Below are 25151 nucleotides of genomic sequence, written 5' to 3'. Positions count from 1 at the left end.
GCATACATTTTTCTATGAAGATATTGGTGATTAACTCGGGCAGCAGCTCTTTAAAATATCAACTTTTCCAAATGCCCTCAGATCATCCGTTATGTGCCGGTTTGGTTGAGCGAATCGGTGTTGCCGGTTCCGATATTCAAAACCATGAGCAGGCGTTGCAACAAGTGTTAAACTCTTTGTCTACATTAGGCTTTATCAATAGCCCGGATGAGATTGACGTTGTTGGGCACAGGGTAGTGCACGGTGGAGAGTCATTTCTAGGCCCAACCATTATTACAGATGAAGTTAAAGCCCAGATCAAAGCATTATTTTCTTTGGCTCCCCTGCACAATCAGGTGAGCTACACCTGTATTGAAGTTGCAGAGAAGACTTTTCCGACGGCCAAACAAATCGCTGTTTTTGATACCGCATACCACCAGACCTTGCCAGACTATGCGTATAGGTACGCCATTCCAAAAAAATACTATACCGGTGAGCGGATCCGTAAATATGGTTTCCACGGTACAAGTCATAAATATGTAGGAGAGCAGGCAGCAAAATACCTTGGCAAAACAGAAAGTAAAATTATTACAATCCATTTAGGTAATGGCTGCAGTATGGCTGCATTGCTAAATAGTAAATCCATAGAAACCTCTATGGGTTTCGGCCCATTAAGTGGATTGATGATGGGCACCAGATCAGGGGATATAGATCCATCCGTGATTTTTCATTTACTGGATCATAAAGGATATACCCCTGCCGATGTGAATCAACTTCTAAATAAGGCTTCTGGCTTACAAGGGATGGCAGGATCCAATGATATGCGAGACGTTCATCGTTTTGCGGCAGAAGGTGATGCGGAGGCAAGTTTGGCCTTAGCAATTTATGCATATAGAATTAAATTGACTATTGGTGCTTATGCCGCCGTATTGAATGGCCTCGATGCAATTGTATTTACCGCGGGTGTTGGTGAAAATGATCAGTTACTGCGTGCAGCAGTATGCAGAGACTTATCTTATCTGGGTATTGAGCTTGATGGAGTTAAAAATGGTCAGTACAATAAAGAGATACTGGAAATTAACCGTCCTGAGGGAAAAGTTAAGATTATGATTATCCCTACAAATGAAGAGGTCGAGATCGCGAATCAATGTTATGAAATGCTACATGATAAGTAGTATTTCATACTGAAATTTCTGTAAATTCTTAGAATAGCCCGACCGTAGTTACGGTACGGGCTGTCTACAACTGTTTGCCAACAAATCGGGATAGATAAATAACAGGTGTTTATTTTTCTAAGTATGTCGTTATCCAACGCTCGTACTTTCCGATATAAAATTGCTTCCTTTTCAATGTGCATCCTACAACCTTAGGTTGTTTTTTATTACTTCCGGTTGTTGTATATTTACTACTCAGTATAAAGTAATGGACAATACCATAGGTGAAAGAATCCGTGAAATGCGTGAACGCAAACATATCTCGCAGTTTGCGATGGCTTTTAATCTTGATATGTCGCAGGCAGCATATTCAAAAATAGAACGTGGCCTTACTGAGATCAAGGCAATTCATTTATACAAGATTGCTGGTGCGCTTGGTACATCTGTTTATGAACTTCTGCCTCCTGCACTGGAAGCAAATATGTTGCTGAGAAGTAGTTTAATAGTAACGCCGGTACTCAATTATATAAAATCCGTTATTAATAAATTGTTTTCCTCTGGAAAAAATAGATAGTCAGGTCTTCTTAAAATGGGATAACAGTTCTATGAGCAAGAAAGGCCTGATTGTTACTGCCATTAAGATCCCGAATATAGATCCATAAAAGTGGGCGTAGTGGTTGTGCCGGGATCGTATAAACGTGAATAGGAAAGTGATTGTGAGGAAGGCCAGACAAAAATGATAGCTGTAATAGATAGGGGATAACGATACTTCTATAGCCAGATGATCTAGCGGTTTATAAATCGTACTGAAGGTTACAAAAGCCATTACGGCTCCTGAAGATCCTGCACTGGTCCATTTAAAATCATGTTTGTGGAACCATCCGTTAAATAGATTAATTGCAACTGTTGCACTGCAAAAGAAACCTGCCATAAATAGAATGACCGCCCATTTTGGATAGTCGTCCAGCAATACATATTCGATGTCATAACTCATCAAATAGAAGATATAGGTATTAAATAACAGATGAAGCAGATTGTTATGTATAAAGGCGGATGTGAGTAAGGTGTGTGTGCGATCTCCCCTAAAAACTGCATAAGGATGAAAACGTAGCTTGTTGTAGAAGTTGCGGGATGTTAATCCAATAATACCTGCCGTGAGCAGAAATGCCGACATAGTGTATGTGAATGGGATTTCGGTAAAGGGCAGAGACATGTTTTTAATTTATTTAAATATAAAGAAACTTTGGCTGGACATTGATAAATATTCTCCAAAAGGTGCATTAAGAAAAAATATAGTCGCGGGGATACTGTACCCCTTGTACTAACGCCAACCGATGATTATGTGTTCCTTGCAGCTGTTCTTTTTAAAAGGCGAACGCTCGATAATAATGTAAATCCAATATGAAAAAAATAAACAGTGAAAAGACTAGCTCTAAATTTATTCAGTGAAATAATCGAAAAAAAATTGATAATAAATGAACGTATATTTTTATCAGAAGATTAGGAGCCGAAATCTTGTCCTGCATTCAAAGGCTTTTAGCAGGTCATCGAATGGCCTACCTGATTCGTACCACGTTCGACTGGTGGGGAACAAATTGCCCAGGTGGTTAGGCAGGGTATATTATCATGCAGTACGGAAATCTTGGGTGATCAGCGTCTGAATAAATTCATTTTAAAATTTATATAATTCAGAACCGAAACACTAAAAATAATAAGGAATATTTAGATGGCTGATTGCCGCGGCAGGCATGGGCTGGATCTTTTTAATTTTTTTTCTATTATCAACTTTATAGATTGTAAAATCTGAATATAAAATTTAGTTTTACGGAAGGTATTAGCAAATATTGCATTACCTAACCTAACCAAATTTAACCGATGAACAGTCCAACATTCAAATCCTTCAATATTTTGAGTCTGCTGCTTGTATGCAGCATTTTCGGCAATGCACAAACTAGCAGCAATACCCCGCTAAAAGTTCAGGTTGAGAAATCAAATGGCGGTTATACGATTTTGAAGGGAGGGATGCCATATTTTATCAAAGGTGCAGGTGGTACTGCAAAAATGGATCGGCTGAAGGCTGCTGGAGGAAATTCTATCCGGACATGGAATACCAACGTCGGGGCTAAGGTACTCGAAGATGCGCAAAAGCTGGGACTTACCGTTACGATGGGATTGGATGTGGCCAGAGAACGTCACGGTTTTAACTACGATGATACTGCAGCAGTAAAAAAACAACTGAATAAACTACGTGCGGAAGTAACAAAATATAAGGATTTCCCCGCTTTGCTAATTTGGGGTATCGGAAACGAACTTAATCTTGACTATAAAAATCCTAAAGTATGGGATGCCGTTAATGACATCGCCAAGATGATTCATGAGGTAGACCCCAACCATCCTGCTACAACAATGCTTGCCGGAGTCAACCAAAAAGAAATCGACCTGATCAAGTCGAAATGTCCTGCATTAGATTTAATTGCAGTTCAGGTATATGGCGGACTTGCCGCTGTTCCGGCACAACTGCAAAAAACGGGCTGGAATAAAGCATATATGGTAACTGAATGGGGCCCTACCGGACATTGGGAATGTCCGAAAACACCTTGGGGAGCACCAATAGAAGAAACAAGCAGCGAAAAGGCTGCGGTATACCAAAGTCGATACGAAGCATCTATTGTGAAAGATAAAAACTGCCTGGGCTCTTACGTATTCCTTTGGGGGCAGAAACAGGAGCGCACACCAACGTGGTATGGCTTGTTTACTGAAGCAGGCGAGGAGTCAGAAGTAGTAGATGTAATGCAAATGGAATGGAGTGGTAAATGGCCCGACAATCGCGCTCCTCATTTAAATAGCTTCACAGTTAATGATAAGAAAACAGCAGATGGGGTTTATCTTAATCCTGGAAAGCCTTACCAGGTGGCATTTTCTGCTACAGATCCTAATGGTGATCAGCTTACAGCAAGATGGGAAATTTTGCCAGAAGCAACAGACTTGGGCCAGGGTGGTGACAGAGAAAGCAGACCGCAACCAATATCCAATCTGATCCACAATGTTACACAAACCGGCGCCACACTCAAAACCCCTGAGAAAGAAGGTGCTTACCGGTTATTTTTGTACCTGATGGACGGTAAAAATAAAGTGGCTACCGCAAATTTTCCTTTCTTTGTTAAGTTGTAGGAACGTATTGTAACAAAAACACTACAATTCATTGATTTTCAGCTCTTGATTAGATCCGCATGACATAACGTTTCGTATATCTAATCAACACCAAATGGTAATTGGATTTCTCATTCAAACCGCCACTGTATGAAAAAATGTAATGTCTCTCCTGGCCAACACCAGGCAACGCTCCTCCTCCTGGATGAAATGTGTGACTCCAGCACGATTTTTAATTCCGACTTATTTTTCCAGTCTAAATTTGAACATGCTGAAAAGCTGATCTTTTATCATCAGACGACAAATTGTAATGATCGCAAATTTATCCTCATGAAGAATATCCTCGACACGCTCCCCCTGATTGATCATGATGAGCGCCGGAAATCACTGTTGGATATTGTTATGCCGATTCTTCATAGTGATTTTGCAATTCATGAAGAGACGATCCTAAGCTGGGCTGATCCCGACGGAGAAAACTACGTTAGGAACAGCGAGATCAGCCTCTTCATGGATAAAGCACTTAAAACCCGCTAATCAGTTTTTTGTGAAAAACAATTTATTGGCCAGGTCCACTTCATCTTTGCTGATGTTGTGGGCCTTACCTGGGTAGGCAATAACCGTAATGCTGCCATTCATGTTTTCCATAATTCCGCCGCTCTCCTTTACTCGTTTCAGTGGTACATGTGCATCCGGATTGCTAGTCGTAATCAGGACTGGCGTTCTATTGAAATCTCCTGTGTAGTTTTCCATAGCCAATTGTTGGCCAATCAAGCCGCCCGTAAAAGCAATAATTCCTTTGTAAGTTACGGCATGTCTGCTGGTATACTCCAAAGCCAGGCAGGCACCCTGTGAAAAACCGAAAAAGTAGATCTCTTCTTTAGGGATTCCTGCAGCAACAACATCCGAAACCAGCGCATGGATCACTTCCAGTGCAGAATCCAGTGCAGGCTGGTTGTTTTCAACAGGCGCCATAAAACTTTCCGGATACCAGCTGCCGTATGTGGCTTGTGGGGCGAATAGCGCAATGTCTTTTAACGCAAACTCTGATGCGAACGACAAGATTCCTTCGGCAGAGGCACCACGGCCATGCAGCATGATCATAGCCCCTTTGGCTTGTGCTACAGGAGTTCCTCCTGTAGCAACATCTTTAATATGAGTGTACATGTTAATCTAGTTTTGGTAAAATTGCAGTAATGCTTTCGCGTTGACTTTCATACTGTTTTGGCAATTTTAACCCTTTACCCAGGTCGGCCATATCTTCATCCACTTCAAAACCTGGATTATCTGTAGCGATTTCAAAAAGCACGCCTCCGGGTTCTCTGAAATAGAGTGAGTAGAAATAGTTTCTGTCTATTTTTTCTGTAATATCCAATCCTTTGGCTACAATCAAATCTCTGAAGTGCATTAAGGTTGCTTCATCTTTAACCCTGAAAGCAACGTGGTGCACCGATCCGCCGGCAACATGGCCGGCCATTTCTCCCGGGGCTTCAACAAGATCTACAGTAGCTGCTTCATCTACAGTATCAATTACGAACCTGGAGCGGTTTACTTCTTTCTCCTGTAACTTGAATCCGAAGATGTCTGTCAGGATTTCTGCTGTACGCTCAATTTTATTGCTGGTAATCGTTACCTGGTGAAATCCACGTACGGCTTGCGCTGCACCGATGCCAGCTGTTAACCAAGGCTTGCGGTTATCGGTTTTCTTGGCTACCGTTAACTCGAATTTTAATCCGTCAGGATCTAAGAACGTCAGGTATTCTTCTCCAAATTTGCTGGAAACCTTATTGTAGATCACATTATTCGCTTCCAAACGTTCCTGCCAGAAAGGCAAGCTTCCTGCAGGAACGCTCAATCCGATTTCCGTTACCTGTCTGGTGCCTCTTCGTCCGGTTTGTATCCCTTCCCAAGGGAAGAAAGTTAAGACCGTTCCCGGTGTGCCTTCTTCATTACCATAATAAAAATGGTAGGTATGCGGATCATCGAAGTTGACCGTTTTTTTGATCAGGCGTAAGCCTAAAACCGTAGTGTAGAAATCGTGATTTTTTTTTGCATTGCCTGCTATCGCTGTTACGTGGTGTATACCCAATATTTGATTTTCCATGATCTTTTTGTTTTTGTTGATACAAATTTACAGCAGCTCATGGACTCCAATCTTATCCTATCGTAAGAAATGAATTTGTGCTTATGGGCGGGATAACAAAGCAAAGAAAAGGTCCCTTATATTGCCGTTTTGGCTTTTTTAACAGTACATCCAATTGCCTTTGAGGTAGTGATGGCTGGTTTTTCACCGGTAAGCAACGCTTTTACGGCGTCATCCATAAAATAACTACGTTTAATATTGGTTCCTTCAGGATCGTCATCTATAGCGCCCGTATATTCTATGATCAAGCCTTTATCGCTTTTCTTTGTCAGAAATAGGTGAGGGGTCTTAGTAGCACCGTAAAGGTCGGTAACCTTTTGCCCGGCATCAAACAGATATGGAAAGCTATATTTTTTTGCTTTGGCAAGCTCCTGCATTTTTTCAAAACTGTCGCCTGCTGATACGATAGGATCGTTCGGATTTATGGCAATAACGGGGTAACCCTGACTTGCATATTTAGCATTCAGTTCAATAATTCTTTGTTCATAACCTTTTGCATAAGGGCAGGTATTGCAGGTGAAAACAACAATAAAGCCCTTTGCCTTAGGGAAATTGCTGAACCCTACCGTTTTTCCGTCCACGTTTTTTAAGCTGATCTCGGGGGCAATCATGCCTGGAGTTAATGTTTTAACCTGGGCACCGACTGATACCGACAGCATTGCCAGAAGAATAATGATGTAATTTTTCATATGCTTATTTGTTTATGTTGTAGCTTGCTAGTAGTTCATTATAGGTAAATTCCTGCTCAAAGAAACTTCGCCTGTTTTTTTGTTTATTGATAAAGAGCGTTGCAGGTAATGCGCCAGACCAGTCTTTGCTGATCCTGTCGATATAGTTTTGCTGACTTGCTTCATCCAGCAAAAACACTTCGTTTTTAAGTTTTAGTTTTTTTACTATTGCCGTTACATCAGACTTAAGCTTTGATTTGAAATCAAGACTTACCAAAAGTATTTTTACTTTCTGCCCCGCCACCTTAACTTTGAGTTTCTCAAAATGCGGAAGTTCTTCCAGACAGGGTAGACACCAGGTAGCCCAAAAATTTACGATATACAAGGTGTCTTTACCCAATTCTATCCGTTTTTCCAACTGATCAAGCTTCAACAGTTTAATAGGCTGGGCCTTCGTCTGAAAGGCAAATAGGGATAGCGAAATTGCTAAGCAGAAAATAACCAGTAACCGCATGCGTCAAAATTAAAATATGATAAACCTTGTAATGCCGGTGTTAAGGTAAAGATAACATTTATAGGATATTAGTGCAAATTGTGTAGAGAGTCTAACGGTCTTATTTAGTATGTTTAAAAATAATAATCAATATGTTTGGATTGAATCTAAATAATTTCAATCTTTGTATAAAGCAATTGTATACATGGCAATAACCATTACTGCACCTAATACTACTACCTTAAACTGGACAAAAGTGTTTGGTAATTACGCCGGCACCATTTATCAATCTGATAGTGAGTCTTGCTGGTACGTAGAATTTGCAGGAAAAACTGCCCGCTTTGATTACCGCAATATCCTGAAGTTAAAGAAAGCTGTTTACAACATCGATATCGAAGCTTTGCTCCTGAACTCAGAAAAAGCTGCAGACCTGGAAATCCTGTTTATTTGTGCCTGCGATCATTGTTATGTACTTTCTCTTTTAGAGATTATTGCCCTCAAAGATTTGCTGCAAGGTACCTTCGTAATGTTGGAGTTGAACCACATTATTCATGACAGGCTTGTAAGGATCTAAGCCTTAACTAGGTTTAGACTCGTTCCATATTTCTTTTATATTCTCTCCTTTAAATTACTAGCACTATTTTTGGTTATCAATAGGATATATTAAAATCAAGAATATGAAAGATATCATGCGCGTTAAGTGCTTGCTTTCCTCAGATGTGGAAGCGCTCTTAAATCAACAAATAAAAAAAGAAGCTCATTCTTCGTCTATATATTTAGCAATGGCATCGTGGTGTAACCAGAATGGCTTTGATTTTTCTTCAGATTATTTCTTTAAACAAGCTGAGGAAGAAAGACAACACCAATTGAAATTCTTTAAATATGTACTGGATATGGGAGGTACTGCTATCTCTCCTGAAATTACAGCTGTTAAAACTGAATTCAACTCTTTTAGAGAGATCTTTGAAGATGCTTTGGATCAGGAAATTAGTGTAACACAGTCTATTAAAAACATCGCTGCCCGTTGCTATAAAGAGCAGGATTTTGTAACTGTAGAATTCCTGAACTGGTTCTTTAAAGAACAACGTGAAGAAGAATATAAAGCTAGAAGAGCCCTTGAATTGTTCGAACTGATCGGCGAAGAAGGAACTGGTAGCTGGGAAATTGATAAAAACGTTGGTAAAATTAAATACTCCAGCGAAGCTGAATAACTAATTCAATATTTTGTCGAAAAAGGATAAAAAAGATAAAGCGGGTAAGAAAGACAAAAACGATCTAAAGGGAATAAAAGTTAAGAAACTGAAAAAGAAGTGCTGTGAAAAGTACAAAAAGGGTAAACGGTGTGATAACTGTCCTTTAAATCCAGCACTGTTCAGGTAAGCTTAATTTTTATTCTCGTTTACCTCAGCTGAGTTACGCCTTTTTTAATACGACTGCATTGTTCCACATGAACAGTTGCAATTGGCATCTGTGCCACCCAGTCTTTTTAGGAATGCTTTATAAAAACCGATGCGATCCTGCATGGCTGCGTTCTTCTCACCTTGATTACATTCCAAGGCCCCATTGATGATATTTGTGACCATGCCAAAGCCCGCGACGCGACCCTTGCGCTGATCATCGGCACCAGGTTTCCATAACCCTGTCATTACCTGATGTGCTGAAGGCCTTATGCTTTGAGGTGTCATCCAGAAATATATAGCTGTCTTAAATGCTGCAACGGCATCTTTCTCGAGGATTTCCGGGTTATTCAACAAAATGTTTTGATCCCCATAAATACAGGAAGATGCAAAGCCATAATTTCCATTATAGCTAAGCTGTAAGGGGCCACGACCGTAATATTTTTTCCCCGCTACTGCAGGGTAGATTTTGTTATCAGTTTTGTATGCTAAACTTGTATCAATTTCGTGTATGAATATCAAACCCGAATTAAAATTACCGTCCTGACCATTTTTGGTTTCATGTGCTGACTGTGCGAAAAATGCTGCTAGTTCTTTTTTATTAAGGCTGAGATTTCCATTGTTGCAAAAATCCGCGAAGCGGATCGTGAACTTTCGGTAAGGTTTGGCTTTTGCCCATGACTCGTTCCATTCCGAATCCTCACGAACTACTTTTGATATTTTAGTCAATTCGTCTGTTCTAGTAATTCGAAATAAATACACATCTCTCATTTCTATCTCGACACTGATATTTCTCATTTCGGTTGCTGCTTTAATAAATGCGGCATAACTGTAAAAAGACGCGTGATTGGGAAATAAAGTCTGATAGTTTTTTGCTGTGAAATACCTTGATATAGGTTGAGCATAAATTGGTGCAAATCCACCTTTAATCACCAAGAGAAAGATTAAAAGATGCTTGAGGCCCTTCATCATTAAAATGCCGGCGTACGACCGCCGTCGACAGGGATGTTTGTGCCGTTAACATATGCTGCAGCGGGTGAAGCCAGGAATGCGATTACATTAGCGATTTCTGCCGCTGTGCCAAACCTGCGCATTGGAATACTGCTCAATAAGTTTTTTTCAACCTCACCAATGTTGGTTGCGCTGCTTTTTGCAGTGTTTTCCATTAAACTTTCCAATCTTGCAGTGGCGGTCAAACCTGGCAGTACGTTATTTACCGTAATGTTAAATTGTCCGATTTCATTAGCTAATGTCTTTGACCAGCCAGCCACTGCCGCACGGATGGTATTGGATACGCCGAGATTGGCCAGTGGAGTTTTGACCGAGGTAGATACGATATTAATGATGCGGCCGTAGCCGGCGGATTTCATTCCGGGCAATACAGCATTGACAAGATTCTGGTTATTGACAATGTGCTGCTGAAAAGCTGCAGTGAAATCTGTTGGTTCAGCCTCGGTGATTGGTCCGGCTTTTGGCCCTCCTGAATTATTGATGAGGATATGAACGGGTTTAGCGATACTATTTTCGATAGCCTGTTGTACTGCTGCAGGATCAGAAAAATCGGCTACTGCATACCCATGCTGCTGCCCGTCTGTAATAGGTAATTGGGCTACAGCATCCTGTAGTGACTGTTCATTTCTGGCAATCAGGGTACAACTGGCGCCTAAGCTGGCGAGTTCAATGGCCGTAGCCAGACCGATGCCTTGTGTGCTGCCACAGATTACGGCATGCCTGTTGTTCAGGGAAATTTGCATATTGCGCTCGATATAAAATGATAAACAAATATAACATATGCGACTCAGGATTGTTGAGTTAAAATGTCTTTTCGCTGATGCCTTAATTTAATAGATGAACGACCGTAGAAAAAAAATACTCTTCAGAACTGTTACCGGACTGGCTCTAGGTTTTGCACTGCTCACCTTGCTGGTACTCCTCTTTCCTTTATCCTTTATTGATAGGGGTATCTCACACCGGATCCAGCATTATGACTACCCGATCATCGATACGTTTATGAGCTTCGTCAGCTGGTTTGGGGAGTCGCCAAACTCTTACATCATTGTAATGGTAACCGCACTAACATTCTTTGTTTTCAAATATAAAAAGGAGGGCTGGTATGTGCTGGCGACGGGGATTTCGGGAGCAGTAATGTTTGTCGTTAAAGTAGCTGTGAATAGACCCAGGCCTACAGCAGATCTTGTCCGAATTTATCATAAAACACGGTTACAGAGCTTTCCCAGTGGTCATACAGTATTTTATGTGGCCTTTTTTGGATTCCTGATCCTATTAATGTATCAGCTAAAATCCATCCCCAACATCATCAGGATGTCTGTAGCTGTTTTTTCAGCGGCACTTGTCTTTCTGGTTCCTTTTTCGAGGGTATACCTCGGTGCACATTGGTTTACCGATGTGCTTGCCGGATTCATTCTGGGGCTGATCTGTTTGCTCGTGCTCAGCTATCAGTATCTGAAAACTCCAGGAAAAGTATAGTTATACTACCGCACTTAAAAGCATTACGCCTGCAAGTCCAAGTAATGATACTATTGTTTCCATTAAGGTCCAGGTTTTAAACGTTTCCTTTAAACTCAGGTTGAAGTATTCTTTGAACATCCAGAATCCGGTATCGTTAACATGTGAAAACATCAAGCTCCCAGAGCCTATCGCCAATACCATTAATTCGGGCGAAGCGCCACCAGCAATAAAAGGGATGACCATACCCGACGCGGTAAGGGCGGCCACTGTGGCTGAACCGAGTGTTACACGCAATACTGCCGCAATGAGCCATCCCAAAAATAAAGGATTGGCATGTATAGAAGCTGCAAGTGCCTTAACTTGCTCACCAATAGCGCTATCTACCAGGATCTGCTTAAATGCTCCACCAGCGGCAATGATCATCAGGATCATTGCGATACCTTTTACGCCTTCCACACATGATTCCATAGCCTGTTGGATACTTAGTTTCTGAATCAACAAAGTAATCAGCAAGGAGGTGAGCAGCGCCAGCGTGGGGTCTGACAACACGATAAACAACGTATGCAAAGGTCCGGATGCAAAAAGTAGACTTCCGACAGTGCCCGCTGCAATTAAAAAAATTGGAGAAAGGGCGATGACGAAGCTTTTGAAAGCTGAAGGTAAGGCCTGCTCTCCATCGAAATTAAAAGCAGACAGTTCGATCCCATTTTTTTGCGGTAGCTTAATGATTATCCTGGGTAGCACAATACCTGCCAGGATCGCTATAGGGACACTCAGCGTAAACCCGTAAATCAACACCTTACCCAAATCAGCGTGGAAAATCCCGGCCAACGCAACAGGCCCGGGATGTGGGGGTAAAAAACCATGCGTAACAGATAGTGCCGCCGCCATAGGAATACCTACGTAAAGTTTTGGAAGCTTAGCCGCACTGGCAATAGTAAAAACCAGGGGGATCAGCACCACAAAACCAGCATTGTAAAACAAAGGAATCCCTACTAGAATTCCGGTAAGTAATACTGCCCATTGGATATTTTTGAAACCGAAAATGCGAATGAGGACATAGACAATCTTTTTGGCTGCGCCGCTGTCTTCAGCAAGCTTACCAATCATTGCTCCCAATGCCAATACCATTACCATACTGCCAAGCGTACTGCCAATGCCATTGGTAATGGAAATCATCACTTTTGCCGCCGGCATTCCGAGTAATAGACCTGTAACGATGGATGCAATCAGCAGGGCCAGCATGGGGTTTAGTTTCTTGATGATGAGTACCAACAAAATCAGAATGCCGAATAAAACAGAGAGTAAGCCCATGTTAGTTTTTTAAGTCGTTGATAAGGTGCATAGTTTCTTTTAAATCGGAATAAAGTCTGCTGAAAAGAGGTAATCTTGACCGATAAACCGCGTGACTTTTAACATCGGGCACAACAAAAGCCTGTGCAACCTGACTGGCTAGTTCAATGCGCTCATCGCCTGGGAAGAGCACTCTCGCAGCAAGGATAGCGGCACCAATGGCCGAAGCATCTTCAGTTTGCATCAGATATAATTTTTTTCCGCAGATATCGGAGAGCGTTTGCAGCCAAACGGGTGAATTGATGAAACCTCCGCTCACGTGAATTTTATCAATGGCTGTGTTATTCCTTTCCAGCGCATTTAAAATCTGACAAAGAGGATAACAGACGCCTTCAAGTACCGCTTTGAACAAATGTTGCTGCGTATGTTTATTTTTAAGTCCAATAAAGGCACCGTTACTGGAGCTATCCCAGATTGGTGCACGATCGCCTGTTAGGTAAGGCAGGAAGAATAATCCATCAGCGCCGGCAGGAGTTTCAGATGCCAGTTGAAAGAAGGTGTCAAAGTGACTTTGTTTGGTTTTTTCTACAGACATAAGCGTTTTAATTGCCCAGTCTATGGCTAATCCACCGTTATTAATTGCTCCCCCACAAACATACGTATTGCTGTCAAGGATGTAATTGAAAGTCATGCTTTCTTCATTGTAAATAGGATGGCTACTCGTGATTCTGACGGCACCGCTAGTTCCGATTGTGAGTGCCGCAGTACCAGAAGCTACAACCCCTGTTCCCAGATTAGCTGTACATCCGTCGCTCGCGCCGATACAGACGCTGAGGCCAGGGCTGAGGTTCATCTGAGTCGCTATTTCCGGGATTATATCTGTGCGTACATGGTAGGTGGGTACCGGCTTTGGGAGCTGGAGGTAGGTGATACCCGCATAATCAAGAATGTCTGCACTCCACTGCAATTCCAGAATATCAAATAATCCCGTTGCAGAGGCAATGGCGTAATCTTCTTCAAATTCGCCAAAGAGCTTATGCCAGATATAGGCCTTGATAGAAATGAATCTGGAGCTTGCATTAAATAACAAGGGATCGCTCTTTTTTAACCAGAGGAGCTTGCATAATGGAGACATAGCATGGATTGGTGTGCCCGAAGTTCTATAAAACTGTGGGCCTTCGGGACTATTACGTAACGCTGTTGCGATATCCTCGCTTCGGGAATCTGCCCAGGTAATCAGGTATGACAATGCCTTTCCATCTTCCGATACTGGAATAATGCTATGCATGGCCGTGCTGATGCTAATGGCCACGGGCTGTTTTCCACAGTGGGAAATTATATCGTGAATACAGTGTTGAAAGGCGACCCAGATCTCTTCAGGATCTTGCTCGCTCATACCTGCACGTTCACTGTAAGTAGGGTAACTATGTTGTGTAACATGGTGTATAGTGCCTGATAGTGCGATTGCCAGTGCCTTGGTGCTTCCTGTGCCTACATCAATGCCAATTATATAGGGTTCTGTCATTAAATTCTGAACATGTTCAGGTACTAATATAGGAAAGAATTCCAAAAGCAATGCGGACTATCAAATTCCATCCTTAGCTTATCTGCTGATTTTCAGTCTATAAAAATTAGTCTTTTTGGTTCGTAATAACTAATAATATTAGTAATATTGTTTCTTCTGATAAACTGGTTAATATGGGAGAAAAACTGAACGATATGATCTATGGTAGCATGGAATGTCCAGCTGTAATAGGGGCTTTGCTGGAGAGTAATGCACTGAAACGTCTTGGCGGAATACATCAGAGTGGTGCTGTGTTTTTAGTGGAACCCCGTATTAAACATACCCGACTGGAGCACTCCATAGGGGTATGTATGCTTATTCGTTTTCTGGGCGGTACGGAGCTTGAGCAAATCGCTGGACTGCTGCACGACCTGTCTCATACTGCCTTTTCGCATGTTGGAGATTATGTGTATGGACATCAGAATGAGGATTTTCACGAGCAGCAATTTGAGAGGCTACTGCTAAACTCGGAGATTCCGCAGATTCTGGATCGTTTTGGCTACCACGTTGAGCAGATTCTCCATGGAACATTTGGCATCCTGGAGCGTGAGCTTCCTGATCTTTGTGCAGATCGACTGGATTACACCCTGCGCGACGCGCTATATACCGGCATCATCAGCAGGACAGAAGCACTCCAGTTTTTGAATGCTGTGACGGTGCGCGATAACAGAATTGTTGTGCCTTCGGAAATCCATGCCAGCTGGATCAATGCTGTTTTTGAGAAATTAAATGCTCAGTTTTTTAACGATCCTGTTAATCTTTACGCCAACTACCAACTTGCCAAAATAATTAAACTGCAACTGGAGGATGGCAGGCTAAAGGCTGAAGATCTTTTTAAGGATGATGTTTATGTACTCAATAAAATACGGAGCTCCAGTGATGGCCTTGCCAGTATCAACAGCATTAAAAAAAGAGAGGGTCTGGCTGCGGTGCTCAAGAAATCTAATCTTACGATTAAGAAACGTGTATTAAACGTTTCGGCTGTGTCCTGACATTTCTTATTGTTAATTATTCGTGTAAATTTGATCGGCTGTAATTGATAGTATACGAGTAATGGAAAAAAATAAGAGCGTTGAAAGCGGTCAAATGAAAGTAGATAGTGCCAGCGCCAAGCCTAGAGAGCGTAGCGCTAAAAAGCCCTCTATATTTGGGCTGTTGAAACCGTATAGGCAGTTGATTAGCTTGCTGGTTATTTTTGCACTGCTCAGCAATGGCATCAACTTAATTTTACCAAAACTCATTGCCCATGGCATAGATTCTTTTGGTAAAGGTACATTCGATATGAATGCCATACTGCTTGATTTCTCAATCGCAGTGGTACTTATTTTTGTTTTCACTTATTTACAAAGTATCGTTCAAACATATGCCTCTGAGCGCGTAGCAAGGGATTTAAGAAGTCGCCTGTCCGATCAGATTTCAAGACAAAGTCATGCTTTTATTGAACAGGCAAACCCATCGAAGCTCCTTACAAATCTGACTGCGGATGTGGATTCTATTAAAACGTTCGTTTCACAGGCCATTGTCTCTATGGTATCTTCTGCATTTCTGATTATAGGATCAAGTATATTGTTGCTGAGCATAAACTGGCGTCTGGCTTTATGTATCATCGCCATTATTCCCGTTATCGGAATCACTTTTTACACCGTATTGAAAAAGGTTAAAGTGCTTTTTGTGCAAAGCAGGGAGGTGATTGACTGGCTCAATAAGGTGATCAATGAAAGTGTAATGGGCGCTGCAATTATCAGGGTTATCAATTCCCAGCAGCTGGAATATCATAAATTTATGAGTGCTAATGCTAAGGCGCGGGATTTAGGACTTTCTATCCTACGCCTTTTTGCAGGACTTATCCCGGTAATTATCTTTATTTCTAACCTTGCTGGTCTGACCATTCTTGTGTTGGGTGGACATTTTGTAATTCAGGGCAGCATGACGATCGGTGAATTCGCTGCCTTTAACAGTTACCTCTCCATCCTGATATTTCCAATTCTGGTGATCGGATTTATGAGTAATGTTATTGCACAGGCAACAGCTTCTTATGGAAGGATCGAAGCAGTACTTAATAGGCCCGAAGTTCCTGAAACTGGTACGCTGGACAGGAAATTAGCGGGAGCACTGGATGTACAGTCTGTTTTTCTGAATTTTGGACAGAAGCCCGCATTAAAAGACATTTCTTTTTCTTTGAGTCCGGGATCCAAAACGGCGATTATTGGCCCCACCGCTGCTGGTAAGAGTCAGCTGCTCTATCTACTTACCGGCCTTACTTTGCCAGACAGTGGAAAGATCTTATACGATCAGGAAGAAATCAGTGCCTATAAACAAGAAGCATTTTACAGTCAGGTGGGTTTTGTATTTCAAGACAGTATCTTGTTTAATATGAGTATCAGAGAGAATATTGCTTTCAGTGACCTGGTTACCGACGAAAGTTTGCAGAAAGCTATTGCTACGGCCGAACTCAATGATTTTGTTTCGGCTTTGCCGGAAGGCCTGAATACAATTGTTTCTGAGCGCGGATCGAGTTTGTCGGGTGGTCAGAAACAACGGATCATGCTGGCACGGGCACTTGCCATCAATCCAAAAATTTTATTGCTCGATGATTTTACTGCTCGAGTAGATACACAGACTGAGCAAAAGATCCTGAATAACCTGCAAAATAATTACCCGGGATTAACGCTGCTTTCGGTAACGCAAAAAATAGCCGCAGTAACACATTACGATCAGGTAATTGTGTTGATGCAGGGCGAAATTGTTGCACAGGGCACACATCAGGAGCTCCTGAAAACCAGTCCGGAGTATGTTCAGATTTATGATTCACAACAGAGTACCAGCAACTATGAAATACAATCTTAATGAGGTAACAGCAGGTAAAGAGAAGACCTCTACCTATGCAGCGCTGGTAAAACTGCTGGACATGATTTCTGATGAAAAGAAGAATCTTTGGATGGCTTTGGCGGCGATTTTAGTAAACTCTACCTTGCTGCTATTGGGGCCGCTAATTGTTGGTCATACGATTGATAATTACGTGCGTACAAAACAGTACCACGGCGTACTAGTCTATGCGGGGATACTCTTAGCCATGTACTTGTTGGCTTTATGTACCGGTTATTTCCAAACTAAACTAATGGGAGGCGTTGGTCAGCGGATGTTGTACAAGCTTAGAAACGCTGTGTTCAACAAGCTACAGGAGCTTCCGGTTTCATTTTTTAATCAGAATAAAGCCGGCGACCTGATCTCCAGAGTAAACAATGATACTGATAAACTTAACCAGTTTTTTAGCCAGTCGCTGATGCAGTTTGTGGGCAGTATCGTTACCATGACCGGAGCGGGTGTCTGCCTGTTGGTTATCCACACTGAGCTCGGTGCCGCGGCATTAGTGCCTGCAGTAATTATTCTCGTGTTTACGATGTTGGTATCGCCCTGGGTAAAAGCGAAGAATGCGCTAAACCTGAAGAGCACCGGCGGTATGAGCGCCGAGATTCAGGAAAGCCTGAATAACTTTAAAGTGATCATTGCCTTTAACCGGCGGGATTATTTCAGGAAACGATTTGACGAGGCCAATCAACATAACTATAAAACTGCAATTGGCGCCGGACTGGCCAATAACGTTTTTATTCCGGTTTATGGACTGCTTTCCAGTCTGGCGCAGCTTATTGTCCTTGCTTTTGGGATTTACCTGATTAGTAAGGGGCAGTTTACCATTGGATTGCTGGTAAGCTACTTTTCTTATACCACCAATTTTTATAACCCCCTTCGTCAGCTCGCAGCACTGTGGTCGAGCTTCCAGGTGGCGATGGCAGGTTGGGACCGTATTTCTCAGATCCTTACCCTGGAGACCGATCTTGAACAACAGCCTGCGGGATTGCAGTCGGACTCCGGCACAGTTTTAGAATTTAAAGACGTACATTTCGCTTATACACCGGAAAATGAGATCCTCCATCATATCAGTTTCAAGCTTGAAAAAGGTAAAACCTATGCTTTAATTGGCCCCACAGGCGGTGGAAAAACTACTACAGCTTCCTTAATTGCCAGGTTGTATGACCCTACACAAGGCACTGTTTTTCTAAATGGAAGGGATATCAGAACGTATACTGCTGAGGAGCGTACCCAAAAAATTGGATTTATTTTGCAGGAGCCATTTTTGTTCAGCGGCACGGTGCGTGAGAACATCATTTATGGCAATGCGCAATATAAGGACTTTACAAATGCTGAACTCGAGGAAGTGATCAGGAAGGCGAAGTTATCAGATTTGCTTTCGTTATTTGAGACAGGTCTGGATACTCCTGTAATCTCGGGGTCTGATAGCATCAGCCTCGGACAGAAGCAACTCATTGCTTTTATGCGTGCAGTATTGCGTAACCCGGATGTGCTGATTTTGGATGAGGCTACAGCAAATATCGATACCATCACTGAAAAACTGCTCAGTACCATCCTTGAACAACTGTCAAAAGATACGGTGTTGGTTATCATTGCACATCGTCTCAATACCATAGAAAATGCCGATGAGATCTTTTTTGTGAATTCGGGAGAGGTGCAACGTGCCGGGACATTGCAACATGCAATGGATATGTTGCTTACGGATAAGCGGAAGAGCTAGTCTTCTTTGAGTCTGCTTTGGCTGATGTCTGTACCATCAATTAATAGCTGGACATCGTCAATCCAGAGCTTGCCAGGCCCTTTGATGTTGCCGCCCACATAAATGGTTTTTACGTTGGCAGGGATTGATAGCCTGAGCTCATAAAGCTTCCAGTCTTTAGTGCCACTAAGCTGTTTATCGTCAAGCGTAGCTGCTTGTACTTCTGTTCCGGTGCTGTCGGTCATCGAGATAAACAGGCTAACAAAGTTCAGTACATCCTCATGTTTTAACCATGCTTTTAAAGTAAGTTCATTACCAACATATCTTGCCGGCAGGGCATAGGCAATACCGGCGTGCCCTTTGCTATCATCGGCATCCACGCCTAATACAACCGAACGTTTGCCGCTGTGGCGGATCAGTGAATCTGACTGGATATTAGATTTGCTTGCCGGACTAAAATTGAACCATCCGTCGGGGATTGCCTCATTTTTGTTGACTACCTCAAACCCGAAATTATAGTAAGGAATATCCATAAGCAGGCTGTCGGCAGTCTGTGCAGATACCGGTACTGAAAGGATAAACAGAAAAAATAAAATTAGGGGCACACGCATTGGCAACAGGCTTATTGGCTAAGCTACTCTTTCTGCCGGAATTGTGTAAAAATTTTAACAGAAATTAACGTCGGCTAGCCTTTCTTAAGGGTGATCACAGTCACCTCCGGCCAAATCCCTACGCGGCCTGAAAAACCGATAAAACCAAAGCCTCTGTTGATATTAATATAACGTCCGTTTTCTTCTTTAATGCCGGCCCAGTGCGCATATCTGTATTTGACAGGACTCCACTTAATTCCGAATAGCTCGATACCAAACTGCATACCGTGCGTATGGCCAGACAAGGTGAGCTGGATCGGTGTCGGATTTTGTTTAACCTGCGACTCCCAGTGTGTGGGATCGTGAGAGAGCAGAATCTTGAAAGCTGCCGGATCGGTATTTCGCAGTGCCTTTTGCAGGTCGCCCCGTTCACCAAAGCCCAGACCCCAGTTCTCTACTCCGGCAAGCACTATAGACTGTCCGTCTTTGTTCAGGATCACATGTTCATCTAAGAGTAGTCTGAAACCAAGTTCGCCGTGATGATTTTTAAGATCCTGCAGATTTGCACGTTTGTTGGTATCGGTATCCCATTTAACATAATCCCCGTAATCGTGATTCCCCAGGATGGAAAATTTTCCGAAAGCTGCTTTTATCTGTGAAAAACAGGGGATCCATGGAACAATCTCAGTCGCCTTGTTATTGACCAGGTCGCCGGTAAACACAAAAAGATCTGACTGTTGTGCGTTGATCAGGTCAATTCCTTTCTGCACCGCTTTGGTATTATTGAAGCTTCCGGCGTGAACGTCAGAAATCTGGGTTATCGTAAATCCGTCGAAAGCTGCGGGCAGATCAGGGAACGTAAGTGTATGTTTGATTACGCGGTATGCATATTTCCCCAACGACATACCGTAAATAAACACAATTATCGTTGCGAAGAACATTATTTCAGCAAAGGTTACCCAATTGATATTCCTTCCCTGTCGCATTGCCAATCTATATAAGTCGCCCGGAATCAGCACCACTGAAAAGATCAGCTCGCTAACCAGGAGGATAAGAAAGGCATGTGATGCGATTTTGAAAAAAAGATCCATTCCTATACTTCCAATGCGTCTGATGGCAATTAAAATGGCCGCTGAAATGAAAAGCACAACCGACCAGAAAAACAGAGGGACAAATGGGCCGGGGTTTAAAGTCTGGAATCCAGAGAGTGTATATACATTAAGTAACAGGAAAATAATTAAAAATAATGCTATGGGTAAAAAGTTTATTTTTCTCTTCATAAAATGCAACATGTGGTGCAGTAAGCACATAAAGCACAAAAGTACGCTTTAGTGTTAAGCTAACTCTATAAATACGTCGTTTAAAAGGCATTATTATTGATATATTTGAAACAAGTCCGGATATGGATTTTTTTAAAGCGTTAACAGCACCCATTCTATGAATTTTTTGGAAATCCTTGGTCAGGTAAAAACACATGTAGAAGCATTATTTAAGGCTGATCATCAGAAAAAACTCGTTTATCACAACGTAGTACATACCGAGCATGTTGCTAAGCATGCCGTTGAACTCGCTAATTTTTATCGCCTCAATGACAGGGATCTCTTCATTGTTGTTGCTGCCAGTTGGTTCCACGACATCGGGTATATGGAAAAATGGGAACAACACGAGCTCCGCGGTGCGGACGCCGCCGCGATCTACCTTACTGACAAGGGCGTTGATGCTGACACGGTGCAGGAAGTGAAAGACTGCATCATGGCTACTATGATGCCGCAAAATCCTAAAAATCTTTTACAGCAAATTATCTGTGATTCTGATCTTTACCATTTGGGAAGTGACGATTTCAAAGACAGAAATAAGATGATGCGCCAGGAAACGGAAAATCTGCTGGGCAAGTCTATCGATAAATCAGTGTGGCGCATGGGTACAATTAAACTCATGGAGTCGCATCACTATCATACACAATACTGCCAGGATAAACTGAATGCCAAAAAACAGATTAACCTGGACGACCTGAAATCAAAAGTAAAAAAAGAACTGAGCGGGAAGGAAATAGAACGTTTGCAAGGAGTGGAGCGTATTGAAGGGACTGACAACATACCAGATACCCCGCGCGTTGAGTACACCATAAGCGTTCAAGCCACACCTGACAATATGCTCAATAATTCAGGAGCAGGTATCGCTATTGCCGACAATGGCGCTAAAGGTAAAAAAGGAAAGAAAAATAAGGATCGCCCTGATAAGGGAATCGAAACGATGTTTAGGATTTCCTCGGGAAATCACCAGCGTTTAAGTGATATGGCCGACAATAAGGCGCATATCATGATCTCTACCAACTCTATCATCTTATCAGTGATCTTAAGTATCTTGCTGAGGAAGCTGGAAGATAACCCTCATTTGATTGCGCCGACTTTATTGTTACTCATTATCTGTGTGGTTACAATGGTGTTTTCTATACTGGCAACACGTCCTTCTGTTCCTCCGGGAACATTTACACCCGAAGAGATTGCCAATAAGTCTACTAACCTGTTGTTTTTCGGTAACTTTTACAGGATGGGCCTGCCGGAATATGACGCAGGAATTCATAAGATGATGGAAGACCGCGAGTTTCTTTACGGCAGTCTCATCAAGGATGTGTATTCTCAGGGTGTAGTTCTTGGTCGTAAATACAGGTTACTCAGAATTGCGTATAATGTGTTTATGTTCGGGATTGTAGCCTCTGTGCTTGCCTTTATTATAGCTATGGCTTTTTCAATGTAATATGGAAGAGTTTTTGTACTTCAATAGGGATCTCAGTTGGCTAAGCTTCAACGAAAGGGTATTATCAGAAGCGGAAAGCGCCGATGTGCCCTTGCTGGAAAAAATTAAGTTCCTTTCCATCTATTCGTCTAACCTTGACGAGTTTTACCGGGTGCGGATGCCAGTTTTGATGGCGATTGAAAATGCTGATGATATTGATGGGCTGGATAGTGCCTATACGCAGGCCAATAAATGTATAGACCTGCAGCAACAACACTATGGGGAAATTCTGGAAGGCATTATATTACCTGGCCTGGAAGCACAAAACATAGATTGGATTTATAAAGAAGAAATTCCTGCATCGATAGAAAAACAGGTTACGCAGCTCTTCATTTATAAGGTAGAGCCCGTGTTACAGAAAGTTACGATTGCCGCCAACAACCGTGAGTTTTTTGCTGAAAATAATAAGCTCTATCAAGGTGTGGTTCTGCAGGATCCGACCGGAAATGAACGGTTGGAAATTCTGACGATCCCTTCCGATCAGGTTCCACGCTTATATCTGATGGAAGACGACATTCATAAATACATCGTTTTTCTGGATGATATCATCAAACATAACCTCAAGCAGGTATTTCCCGGTGATAAAGTTATTGGTGCCTACAACATTAAAGTGACGCGTGATGCAGAGATGCTGATCGAAGATGAGGTAGATGAAGATATCGTGACGGCCATGGAAAAGGAACTTTTAAAAAGAGACTTTGGTGCGGCGACGCGTTTTTTGTGTGAGCCCAATGTTCCCTTGAGGCATTTATATACCATGATGTACGCGCTCAATCTGAGCCAGGCATCTGTAGTAATCGGCGGTGTTTATCATAACCTGCGCGATCTGGCGGATTTTCCTTTTCAGGATCCCGCACAGGAGTATCCAAAATGGCCGGCAGCTGATCCAGTACCTTTTCCTGCCAGTGCCTCCTTTTTTGAACAGATCTCTAATAAGGATATCCTTATAAACACTCCTTACGATAGTTATGCACCCGTTCTTCAGTTTTTTGAAGAGGCAGCAACAGACGCTCAAGTTACGGAGGTCTACTGCACACTTTACCGTGTAGCAAGTCAGTCCAAAGTGATTCAGTCGCTAATTAAGGCAGCGAAGAATGGTAAGAAGGTAAGTGTCATGCTCGAGCTGAAGGCGAGGTTTGATGAAGCAAACAACATCCGCTGGTCGTCTAAACTTAAAGCCGCAGGTGTAAAAATTATCTACAGTAGCAGCGCTTTTAAAGTACATGCTAAAGTGGCTCTGGTTAAGCGTAAAGTCGAAGGGACCACCTCAGCCTACGGTTTGTTCTCTACAGGAAACCTGAACGAAACAACGGCGAGATTCTATACTGATCATATCGTGCTGACGGCATCTGAACCTATGTTAAAGGAGTTGGAGCGTCTGTTTGGCTTTTTAGGTAAAAAGAAAAAGAAACCTGCACTGGAAGACCGGATCCCCTTCCAGCATTTATTGGTAGCGCAGTTTAACCTGCAAAGCAGATTCCTGGAATTATTAGACCGGGAGATTGTAAACGCAGGGAAAGGACTGCCGGCACATATTACCATTAAGCTGAACAATCTGGAAGAGAAAATCCTCATCAACAAATTGTATGAAGCTTCCAACGCAGGTGTAATCATAAATCTGATTGTCCGCAGCATCTGCTGCCTGGTGCCTGGTGTTCCCGGGCAAAGTGAAAACATCACAGTGAAGCGTATTGTAGATAGATATCTGGAACATGGAAGACTTTTCCTATTTCATAATAACGGAAACGAGGAGCTTTTCATGGGATCTGCCGATTGGATGAATAGAAACATTTATTCGCGAATAGAGGTTTGTTTCCCGGTGTACGATCAGCAGCACAAAGCTGAACTCAAAGAAATACTTAAAATCCAGTGGGAAGATACCGTTAAGGCTGTAGAGCTGAACTCTGACTTGAAAAATATCAGGCTGAAAAATGACAACGGAATCAGGTCTCAGGAGGAAATTTATAAATTACTAACAGCCGGTAGTCTGGCAGAGAAACAATAATGAAAAGAACAAGATACCGGCTCATCATATTTTTTGCCGCAATCGCGGCAATGGGTGCTTTTGCATGTAAACCAGCAACCAATAAATTTACCTCTCCACAGGGTTACAACCTGAACAGTCCTGAAAAATTTATTATGCCAGAAGACCTTCTGGAGATTTCGGGAATTGCTTTTCAGGGCATGAATGGCAAGACTGTCTATTCTATTCAGGATGAGGATGGTAAACTGTTTGCTCAAAATTGGGGCATTAAAAAAGCAACAGCAGTAAAATTTGCTTCTAAAGGTGATTATGAAGATGTAGCAATTTATAAGCAGACAGTATTTGTGCTTAAAAGCTCAGGTTCGCTCTTTGTTTTTCCTCTGGCTGATATCAACAAGAAAAAATCGCTTAGCGTAAGGGAATGGAAAAAGATATTGCCTAAAGGGGAGTACGAAAGTATGTATATCGATGAGCCCACCCATAAGATTTATATTCTGGGTAAAAATAACACCGATGATCATAAGGCCCGTGTATCTACAGGCTATATCTACAATTATGACCCGGCTACAGGAAATATTGCTTTTTCAAGTAACTTCAGCATTAAGTCGAAGGAAATTGAAGCCATGGGCCAGGAGATCAGAACTGGATTAAAAGCTTCTGCAATGACCCTGAATCCTGTGACAAAAGAATGGTATGTGCTGTCTTCTGTAAACAAGATACTTGTTATTGTTGGTGCCGACTGGAAAGTTAAAGCTGTTCACCGTCTGGATTCTTCGATTTTTAACCAGCCTGAAGGCATGGCCTTCGATAACCAGCGCAACCTCTATATATCCAATGAAGGCGATGAGCTTTCTAACGGAAATATTCTTAAATTTAAATTTAAACCCTCATCTAAATAGAACGC

At 42.2% G+C, this 25151-nt stretch carries 24 protein-coding genes; 13 read left to right on the top strand and 11 right to left on the bottom strand.

The features are described 5' to 3' along the window. Positions 1-14: 14 nt before the first annotated feature. Positions 15-1154, top strand: a complete 1140-nt coding sequence (locus CLV32_RS08750; RefSeq protein ID WP_133554503.1) for an acetate/propionate family kinase — start codon at positions 15-17, stop codon at positions 1152-1154. 247 nt (positions 1155-1401) lie between these two features. Beyond that, entirely contained in the window at positions 1402-1707 is a 306-nt protein-coding gene (locus tag CLV32_RS08745; protein WP_133554501.1) for a helix-turn-helix domain-containing protein, read from the top strand. Here the strand turns inward: CLV32_RS08745 and CLV32_RS08740 are convergent, their stop codons facing one another. Further along, positions 1708-2346: a rhomboid family intramembrane serine protease gene (locus CLV32_RS08740; RefSeq protein WP_133554499.1), complete on the bottom strand. Its 639-nt coding sequence runs from the start codon at positions 2344-2346 to the stop codon at positions 1708-1710. It lies immediately after the preceding gene. A 662-nt stretch (positions 2347-3008) separates the two neighbouring features. Between CLV32_RS08740 and CLV32_RS08735 the strand changes: the two genes are divergently transcribed. Together CLV32_RS08735 and CLV32_RS08730 are read left to right on the top strand one after the other, a co-directional pair. Next, complete coding sequence (locus CLV32_RS08735) at positions 3009-4304, top strand: glycoside hydrolase 5 family protein (RefSeq protein ID WP_133554497.1); 1296 nt, start codon at positions 3009-3011, stop codon at positions 4302-4304. Between the two features lie 129 nt (positions 4305-4433). Then, positions 4434-4817, top strand: a complete 384-nt coding sequence (locus tag CLV32_RS08730; RefSeq protein WP_133554495.1) for a hypothetical protein — start codon at positions 4434-4436, stop codon at positions 4815-4817. Here CLV32_RS08730 and CLV32_RS08725 read toward each other — a convergent pair whose 3' ends face one another. From CLV32_RS08725 to CLV32_RS08710, 4 genes are all read right to left on the bottom strand, one after another. Beyond that, a complete protein-coding gene (locus CLV32_RS08725) occupies positions 4818-5447 on the bottom strand; it encodes an alpha/beta hydrolase (protein ID WP_133554493.1) in 630 nt (209 codons plus the stop codon). A 1-nt stretch (position 5448) separates the two neighbouring features. Further along, positions 5449-6384 carry a ring-cleaving dioxygenase gene (locus tag CLV32_RS08720; RefSeq protein WP_133554491.1) on the bottom strand — a complete coding sequence of 312 codons (936 nt, stop codon included), beginning with the start codon at positions 6382-6384 and terminating at the stop codon, positions 5449-5451. Between the two features lie 116 nt (positions 6385-6500). Further along, a complete protein-coding gene (locus CLV32_RS08715; protein ID WP_133554489.1) occupies positions 6501-7112 on the bottom strand; it encodes a thioredoxin family protein in 612 nt (203 codons plus the stop codon). Between the two features lie 4 nt (positions 7113-7116). Further along, the gene (locus CLV32_RS08710) at positions 7117-7605 is read right to left on the bottom strand and encodes a TlpA disulfide reductase family protein (protein WP_133554487.1); all 489 of its coding nucleotides are present in this window, start codon (positions 7603-7605) and stop codon (positions 7117-7119) included. 184 nt (positions 7606-7789) lie between these two features. On the opposite strand from CLV32_RS08710, the gene CLV32_RS08705 reads away from it, so the two are divergent. Together CLV32_RS08705 and CLV32_RS08700 are read left to right on the top strand one after the other, a co-directional pair. Beyond that, positions 7790-8158, top strand: a complete 369-nt coding sequence (locus CLV32_RS08705; protein ID WP_133554485.1) for a hypothetical protein — start codon at positions 7790-7792, stop codon at positions 8156-8158. A gap of 103 nt (positions 8159-8261) precedes the next feature. Then, positions 8262-8795, top strand: a complete 534-nt coding sequence (locus CLV32_RS08700) for a ferritin (protein ID WP_133554483.1) — start codon at positions 8262-8264, stop codon at positions 8793-8795. Positions 8796-9008: 213 nt separating this feature from the next. Here CLV32_RS08700 and CLV32_RS08695 read toward each other — a convergent pair whose 3' ends face one another. Beyond that, entirely contained in the window at positions 9009-9953 is a 945-nt protein-coding gene (locus CLV32_RS08695; protein ID WP_133554481.1) for a chitinase, read from the bottom strand. Next, positions 9953-10735: an SDR family oxidoreductase gene (locus CLV32_RS08690; protein ID WP_133554479.1), complete on the bottom strand. Its 783-nt coding sequence runs from the start codon at positions 10733-10735 to the stop codon at positions 9953-9955. Before CLV32_RS08690 ends, CLV32_RS08695 begins: the two co-directional genes overlap by 1 nt. Positions 10736-10829: 94 nt before the next feature. Between CLV32_RS08690 and CLV32_RS08685 the strand changes: the two genes are divergently transcribed. After that, a complete protein-coding gene (locus CLV32_RS08685) occupies positions 10830-11468 on the top strand; it encodes a phosphatase PAP2 family protein (RefSeq protein ID WP_133554476.1) in 639 nt (212 codons plus the stop codon). Here CLV32_RS08685 and CLV32_RS08680 read toward each other — a convergent pair whose 3' ends face one another. Both CLV32_RS08680 and CLV32_RS08675 read right to left on the bottom strand, forming a co-directional pair. Further along, positions 11469-12764 (bottom strand): GntT/GntP/DsdX family permease, encoded by a 1296-nt coding sequence (locus CLV32_RS08680; protein ID WP_133554475.1) that lies wholly within the window; start codon positions 12762-12764, stop codon positions 11469-11471. It abuts the gene before it with no gap. 1 nt (position 12765) lies between these two features. Continuing rightward, positions 12766-14268: a gluconokinase gene (locus tag CLV32_RS08675; protein ID WP_133554473.1), complete on the bottom strand. Its 1503-nt coding sequence runs from the start codon at positions 14266-14268 to the stop codon at positions 12766-12768. A gap of 173 nt (positions 14269-14441) precedes the next feature. On the opposite strand from CLV32_RS08675, the gene CLV32_RS08670 reads away from it, so the two are divergent. From CLV32_RS08670 to CLV32_RS08660, 3 genes are all read left to right on the top strand, one after another. Next, on the top strand, positions 14442-15299 hold the full coding sequence (locus CLV32_RS08670; RefSeq protein ID WP_133554471.1) for an HD domain-containing protein: 858 nt from the start codon (positions 14442-14444) through the stop codon (positions 15297-15299). A gap of 61 nt (positions 15300-15360) precedes the next feature. Continuing rightward, positions 15361-17154 carry an ABC transporter ATP-binding protein gene (locus CLV32_RS08665; RefSeq protein ID WP_243732269.1) on the top strand — a complete coding sequence of 598 codons (1794 nt, stop codon included), beginning with the start codon at positions 15361-15363 and terminating at the stop codon, positions 17152-17154. Beyond that, on the top strand, positions 17138-18898 hold the full coding sequence (locus CLV32_RS08660; protein WP_133554470.1) for an ABC transporter ATP-binding protein: 1761 nt from the start codon (positions 17138-17140) through the stop codon (positions 18896-18898). Before CLV32_RS08665 ends, CLV32_RS08660 begins: the two co-directional genes overlap by 17 nt. Here CLV32_RS08660 and CLV32_RS08655 read toward each other — a convergent pair. Next, on the bottom strand, positions 18895-19488 hold the full coding sequence (locus tag CLV32_RS08655) for a hypothetical protein (RefSeq protein WP_133554468.1): 594 nt from the start codon (positions 19486-19488) through the stop codon (positions 18895-18897). The genes CLV32_RS08660 and CLV32_RS08655 overlap by 4 nt on opposite strands. 74 nt (positions 19489-19562) lie before the next feature. Beyond that, entirely contained in the window at positions 19563-20747 is a 1185-nt protein-coding gene (locus tag CLV32_RS08650) for a metallophosphoesterase (RefSeq protein ID WP_133554466.1), read from the bottom strand. A gap of 157 nt (positions 20748-20904) precedes the next feature. Here CLV32_RS08650 and CLV32_RS23315 point away from each other — a divergent pair, with 157 nt between their 5' ends. From CLV32_RS23315 to CLV32_RS08635, 3 genes are read left to right on the top strand one after another with little or no spacing between them, the layout of a single operon-like run. After that, positions 20905-22224, top strand: a complete 1320-nt coding sequence (locus tag CLV32_RS23315) for a Pycsar system effector family protein (RefSeq protein WP_133554464.1) — start codon at positions 20905-20907, stop codon at positions 22222-22224. 1 nt (position 22225) lies between these two features. Then, entirely contained in the window at positions 22226-24268 is a 2043-nt protein-coding gene (gene ppk1 / locus CLV32_RS08640) for a polyphosphate kinase 1 (RefSeq protein WP_133554462.1), read from the top strand. Next, positions 24268-25146 carry an SdiA-regulated domain-containing protein gene (locus CLV32_RS08635; protein ID WP_243732268.1) on the top strand — a complete coding sequence of 293 codons (879 nt, stop codon included), beginning with the start codon at positions 24268-24270 and terminating at the stop codon, positions 25144-25146. Before ppk1 ends, CLV32_RS08635 begins: the two co-directional genes overlap by 1 nt. Positions 25147-25151 lie beyond the last annotated feature (5 nt).

The organism is Pedobacter duraquae, assembly GCF_004362245.1.
In the GTDB taxonomy this organism is placed as follows: domain Bacteria; phylum Bacteroidota; class Bacteroidia; order Sphingobacteriales; family Sphingobacteriaceae; genus Pedobacter; species Pedobacter duraquae.
The sequence above is the reverse complement of the archived record's forward strand: the minus strand, read 5'-3'. Positions and strand labels throughout refer to the sequence as shown.

Coding starts and splice junctions, on each gene's coding strand:
- CLV32_RS08700 (WP_133554483.1), top strand. CDS start 8,262: ATGAAAGATATCATGCGCGTTAAGTGCTTGCTTTCCTCAGATGTGGAA.
- CLV32_RS08655 (WP_133554468.1), bottom strand. CDS start 19,488: ATGCGTGTGCCCCTAATTTTATTTTTTCTGTTTATCCTTTCAGTACCG.
- CLV32_RS08730 (WP_133554495.1), top strand. CDS start 4,434: ATGAAAAAATGTAATGTCTCTCCTGGCCAACACCAGGCAACGCTCCTC.
- CLV32_RS08635 (WP_243732268.1), top strand. CDS start 24,268: ATGAAAAGAACAAGATACCGGCTCATCATATTTTTTGCCGCAATCGCG.
- CLV32_RS08705 (WP_133554485.1), top strand. CDS start 7,790: ATGGCAATAACCATTACTGCACCTAATACTACTACCTTAAACTGGACA.
- CLV32_RS08680 (WP_133554475.1), bottom strand. CDS start 12,764: ATGGGCTTACTCTCTGTTTTATTCGGCATTCTGATTTTGTTGGTACTC.
- CLV32_RS08695 (WP_133554481.1), bottom strand. CDS start 9,953: ATGATGAAGGGCCTCAAGCATCTTTTAATCTTTCTCTTGGTGATTAAA.
- CLV32_RS08720 (WP_133554491.1), bottom strand. CDS start 6,384: ATGGAAAATCAAATATTGGGTATACACCACGTAACAGCGATAGCAGGC.
- CLV32_RS08735 (WP_133554497.1), top strand. CDS start 3,009: ATGAACAGTCCAACATTCAAATCCTTCAATATTTTGAGTCTGCTGCTT.
- CLV32_RS08750 (WP_133554503.1), top strand. CDS start 15: ATGAAGATATTGGTGATTAACTCGGGCAGCAGCTCTTTAAAATATCAA.
- CLV32_RS08660 (WP_133554470.1), top strand. CDS start 17,138: ATGAAATACAATCTTAATGAGGTAACAGCAGGTAAAGAGAAGACCTCT.
- CLV32_RS08740 (WP_133554499.1), bottom strand. CDS start 2,346: ATGTCTCTGCCCTTTACCGAAATCCCATTCACATACACTATGTCGGCA.
- CLV32_RS08675 (WP_133554473.1), bottom strand. CDS start 14,268: ATGACAGAACCCTATATAATTGGCATTGATGTAGGCACAGGAAGCACC.
- CLV32_RS08690 (WP_133554479.1), bottom strand. CDS start 10,735: ATGCAAATTTCCCTGAACAACAGGCATGCCGTAATCTGTGGCAGCACA.
- CLV32_RS08710 (WP_133554487.1), bottom strand. CDS start 7,605: ATGCGGTTACTGGTTATTTTCTGCTTAGCAATTTCGCTATCCCTATTT.
- CLV32_RS08685 (WP_133554476.1), top strand. CDS start 10,830: ATGAACGACCGTAGAAAAAAAATACTCTTCAGAACTGTTACCGGACTG.
- ppk1 (WP_133554462.1), top strand. CDS start 22,226: ATGGAAGAGTTTTTGTACTTCAATAGGGATCTCAGTTGGCTAAGCTTC.
- CLV32_RS08665 (WP_243732269.1), top strand. CDS start 15,361: ATGGAAAAAAATAAGAGCGTTGAAAGCGGTCAAATGAAAGTAGATAGT.
- CLV32_RS08715 (WP_133554489.1), bottom strand. CDS start 7,112: ATGAAAAATTACATCATTATTCTTCTGGCAATGCTGTCGGTATCAGTC.
- CLV32_RS08670 (WP_133554471.1), top strand. CDS start 14,442: ATGGGAGAAAAACTGAACGATATGATCTATGGTAGCATGGAATGTCCA.
- CLV32_RS23315 (WP_133554464.1), top strand. CDS start 20,905: ATGAATTTTTTGGAAATCCTTGGTCAGGTAAAAACACATGTAGAAGCA.
- CLV32_RS08650 (WP_133554466.1), bottom strand. CDS start 20,747: ATGAAGAGAAAAATAAACTTTTTACCCATAGCATTATTTTTAATTATT.
- CLV32_RS08725 (WP_133554493.1), bottom strand. CDS start 5,447: ATGTACACTCATATTAAAGATGTTGCTACAGGAGGAACTCCTGTAGCA.
- CLV32_RS08745 (WP_133554501.1), top strand. CDS start 1,402: ATGGACAATACCATAGGTGAAAGAATCCGTGAAATGCGTGAACGCAAA.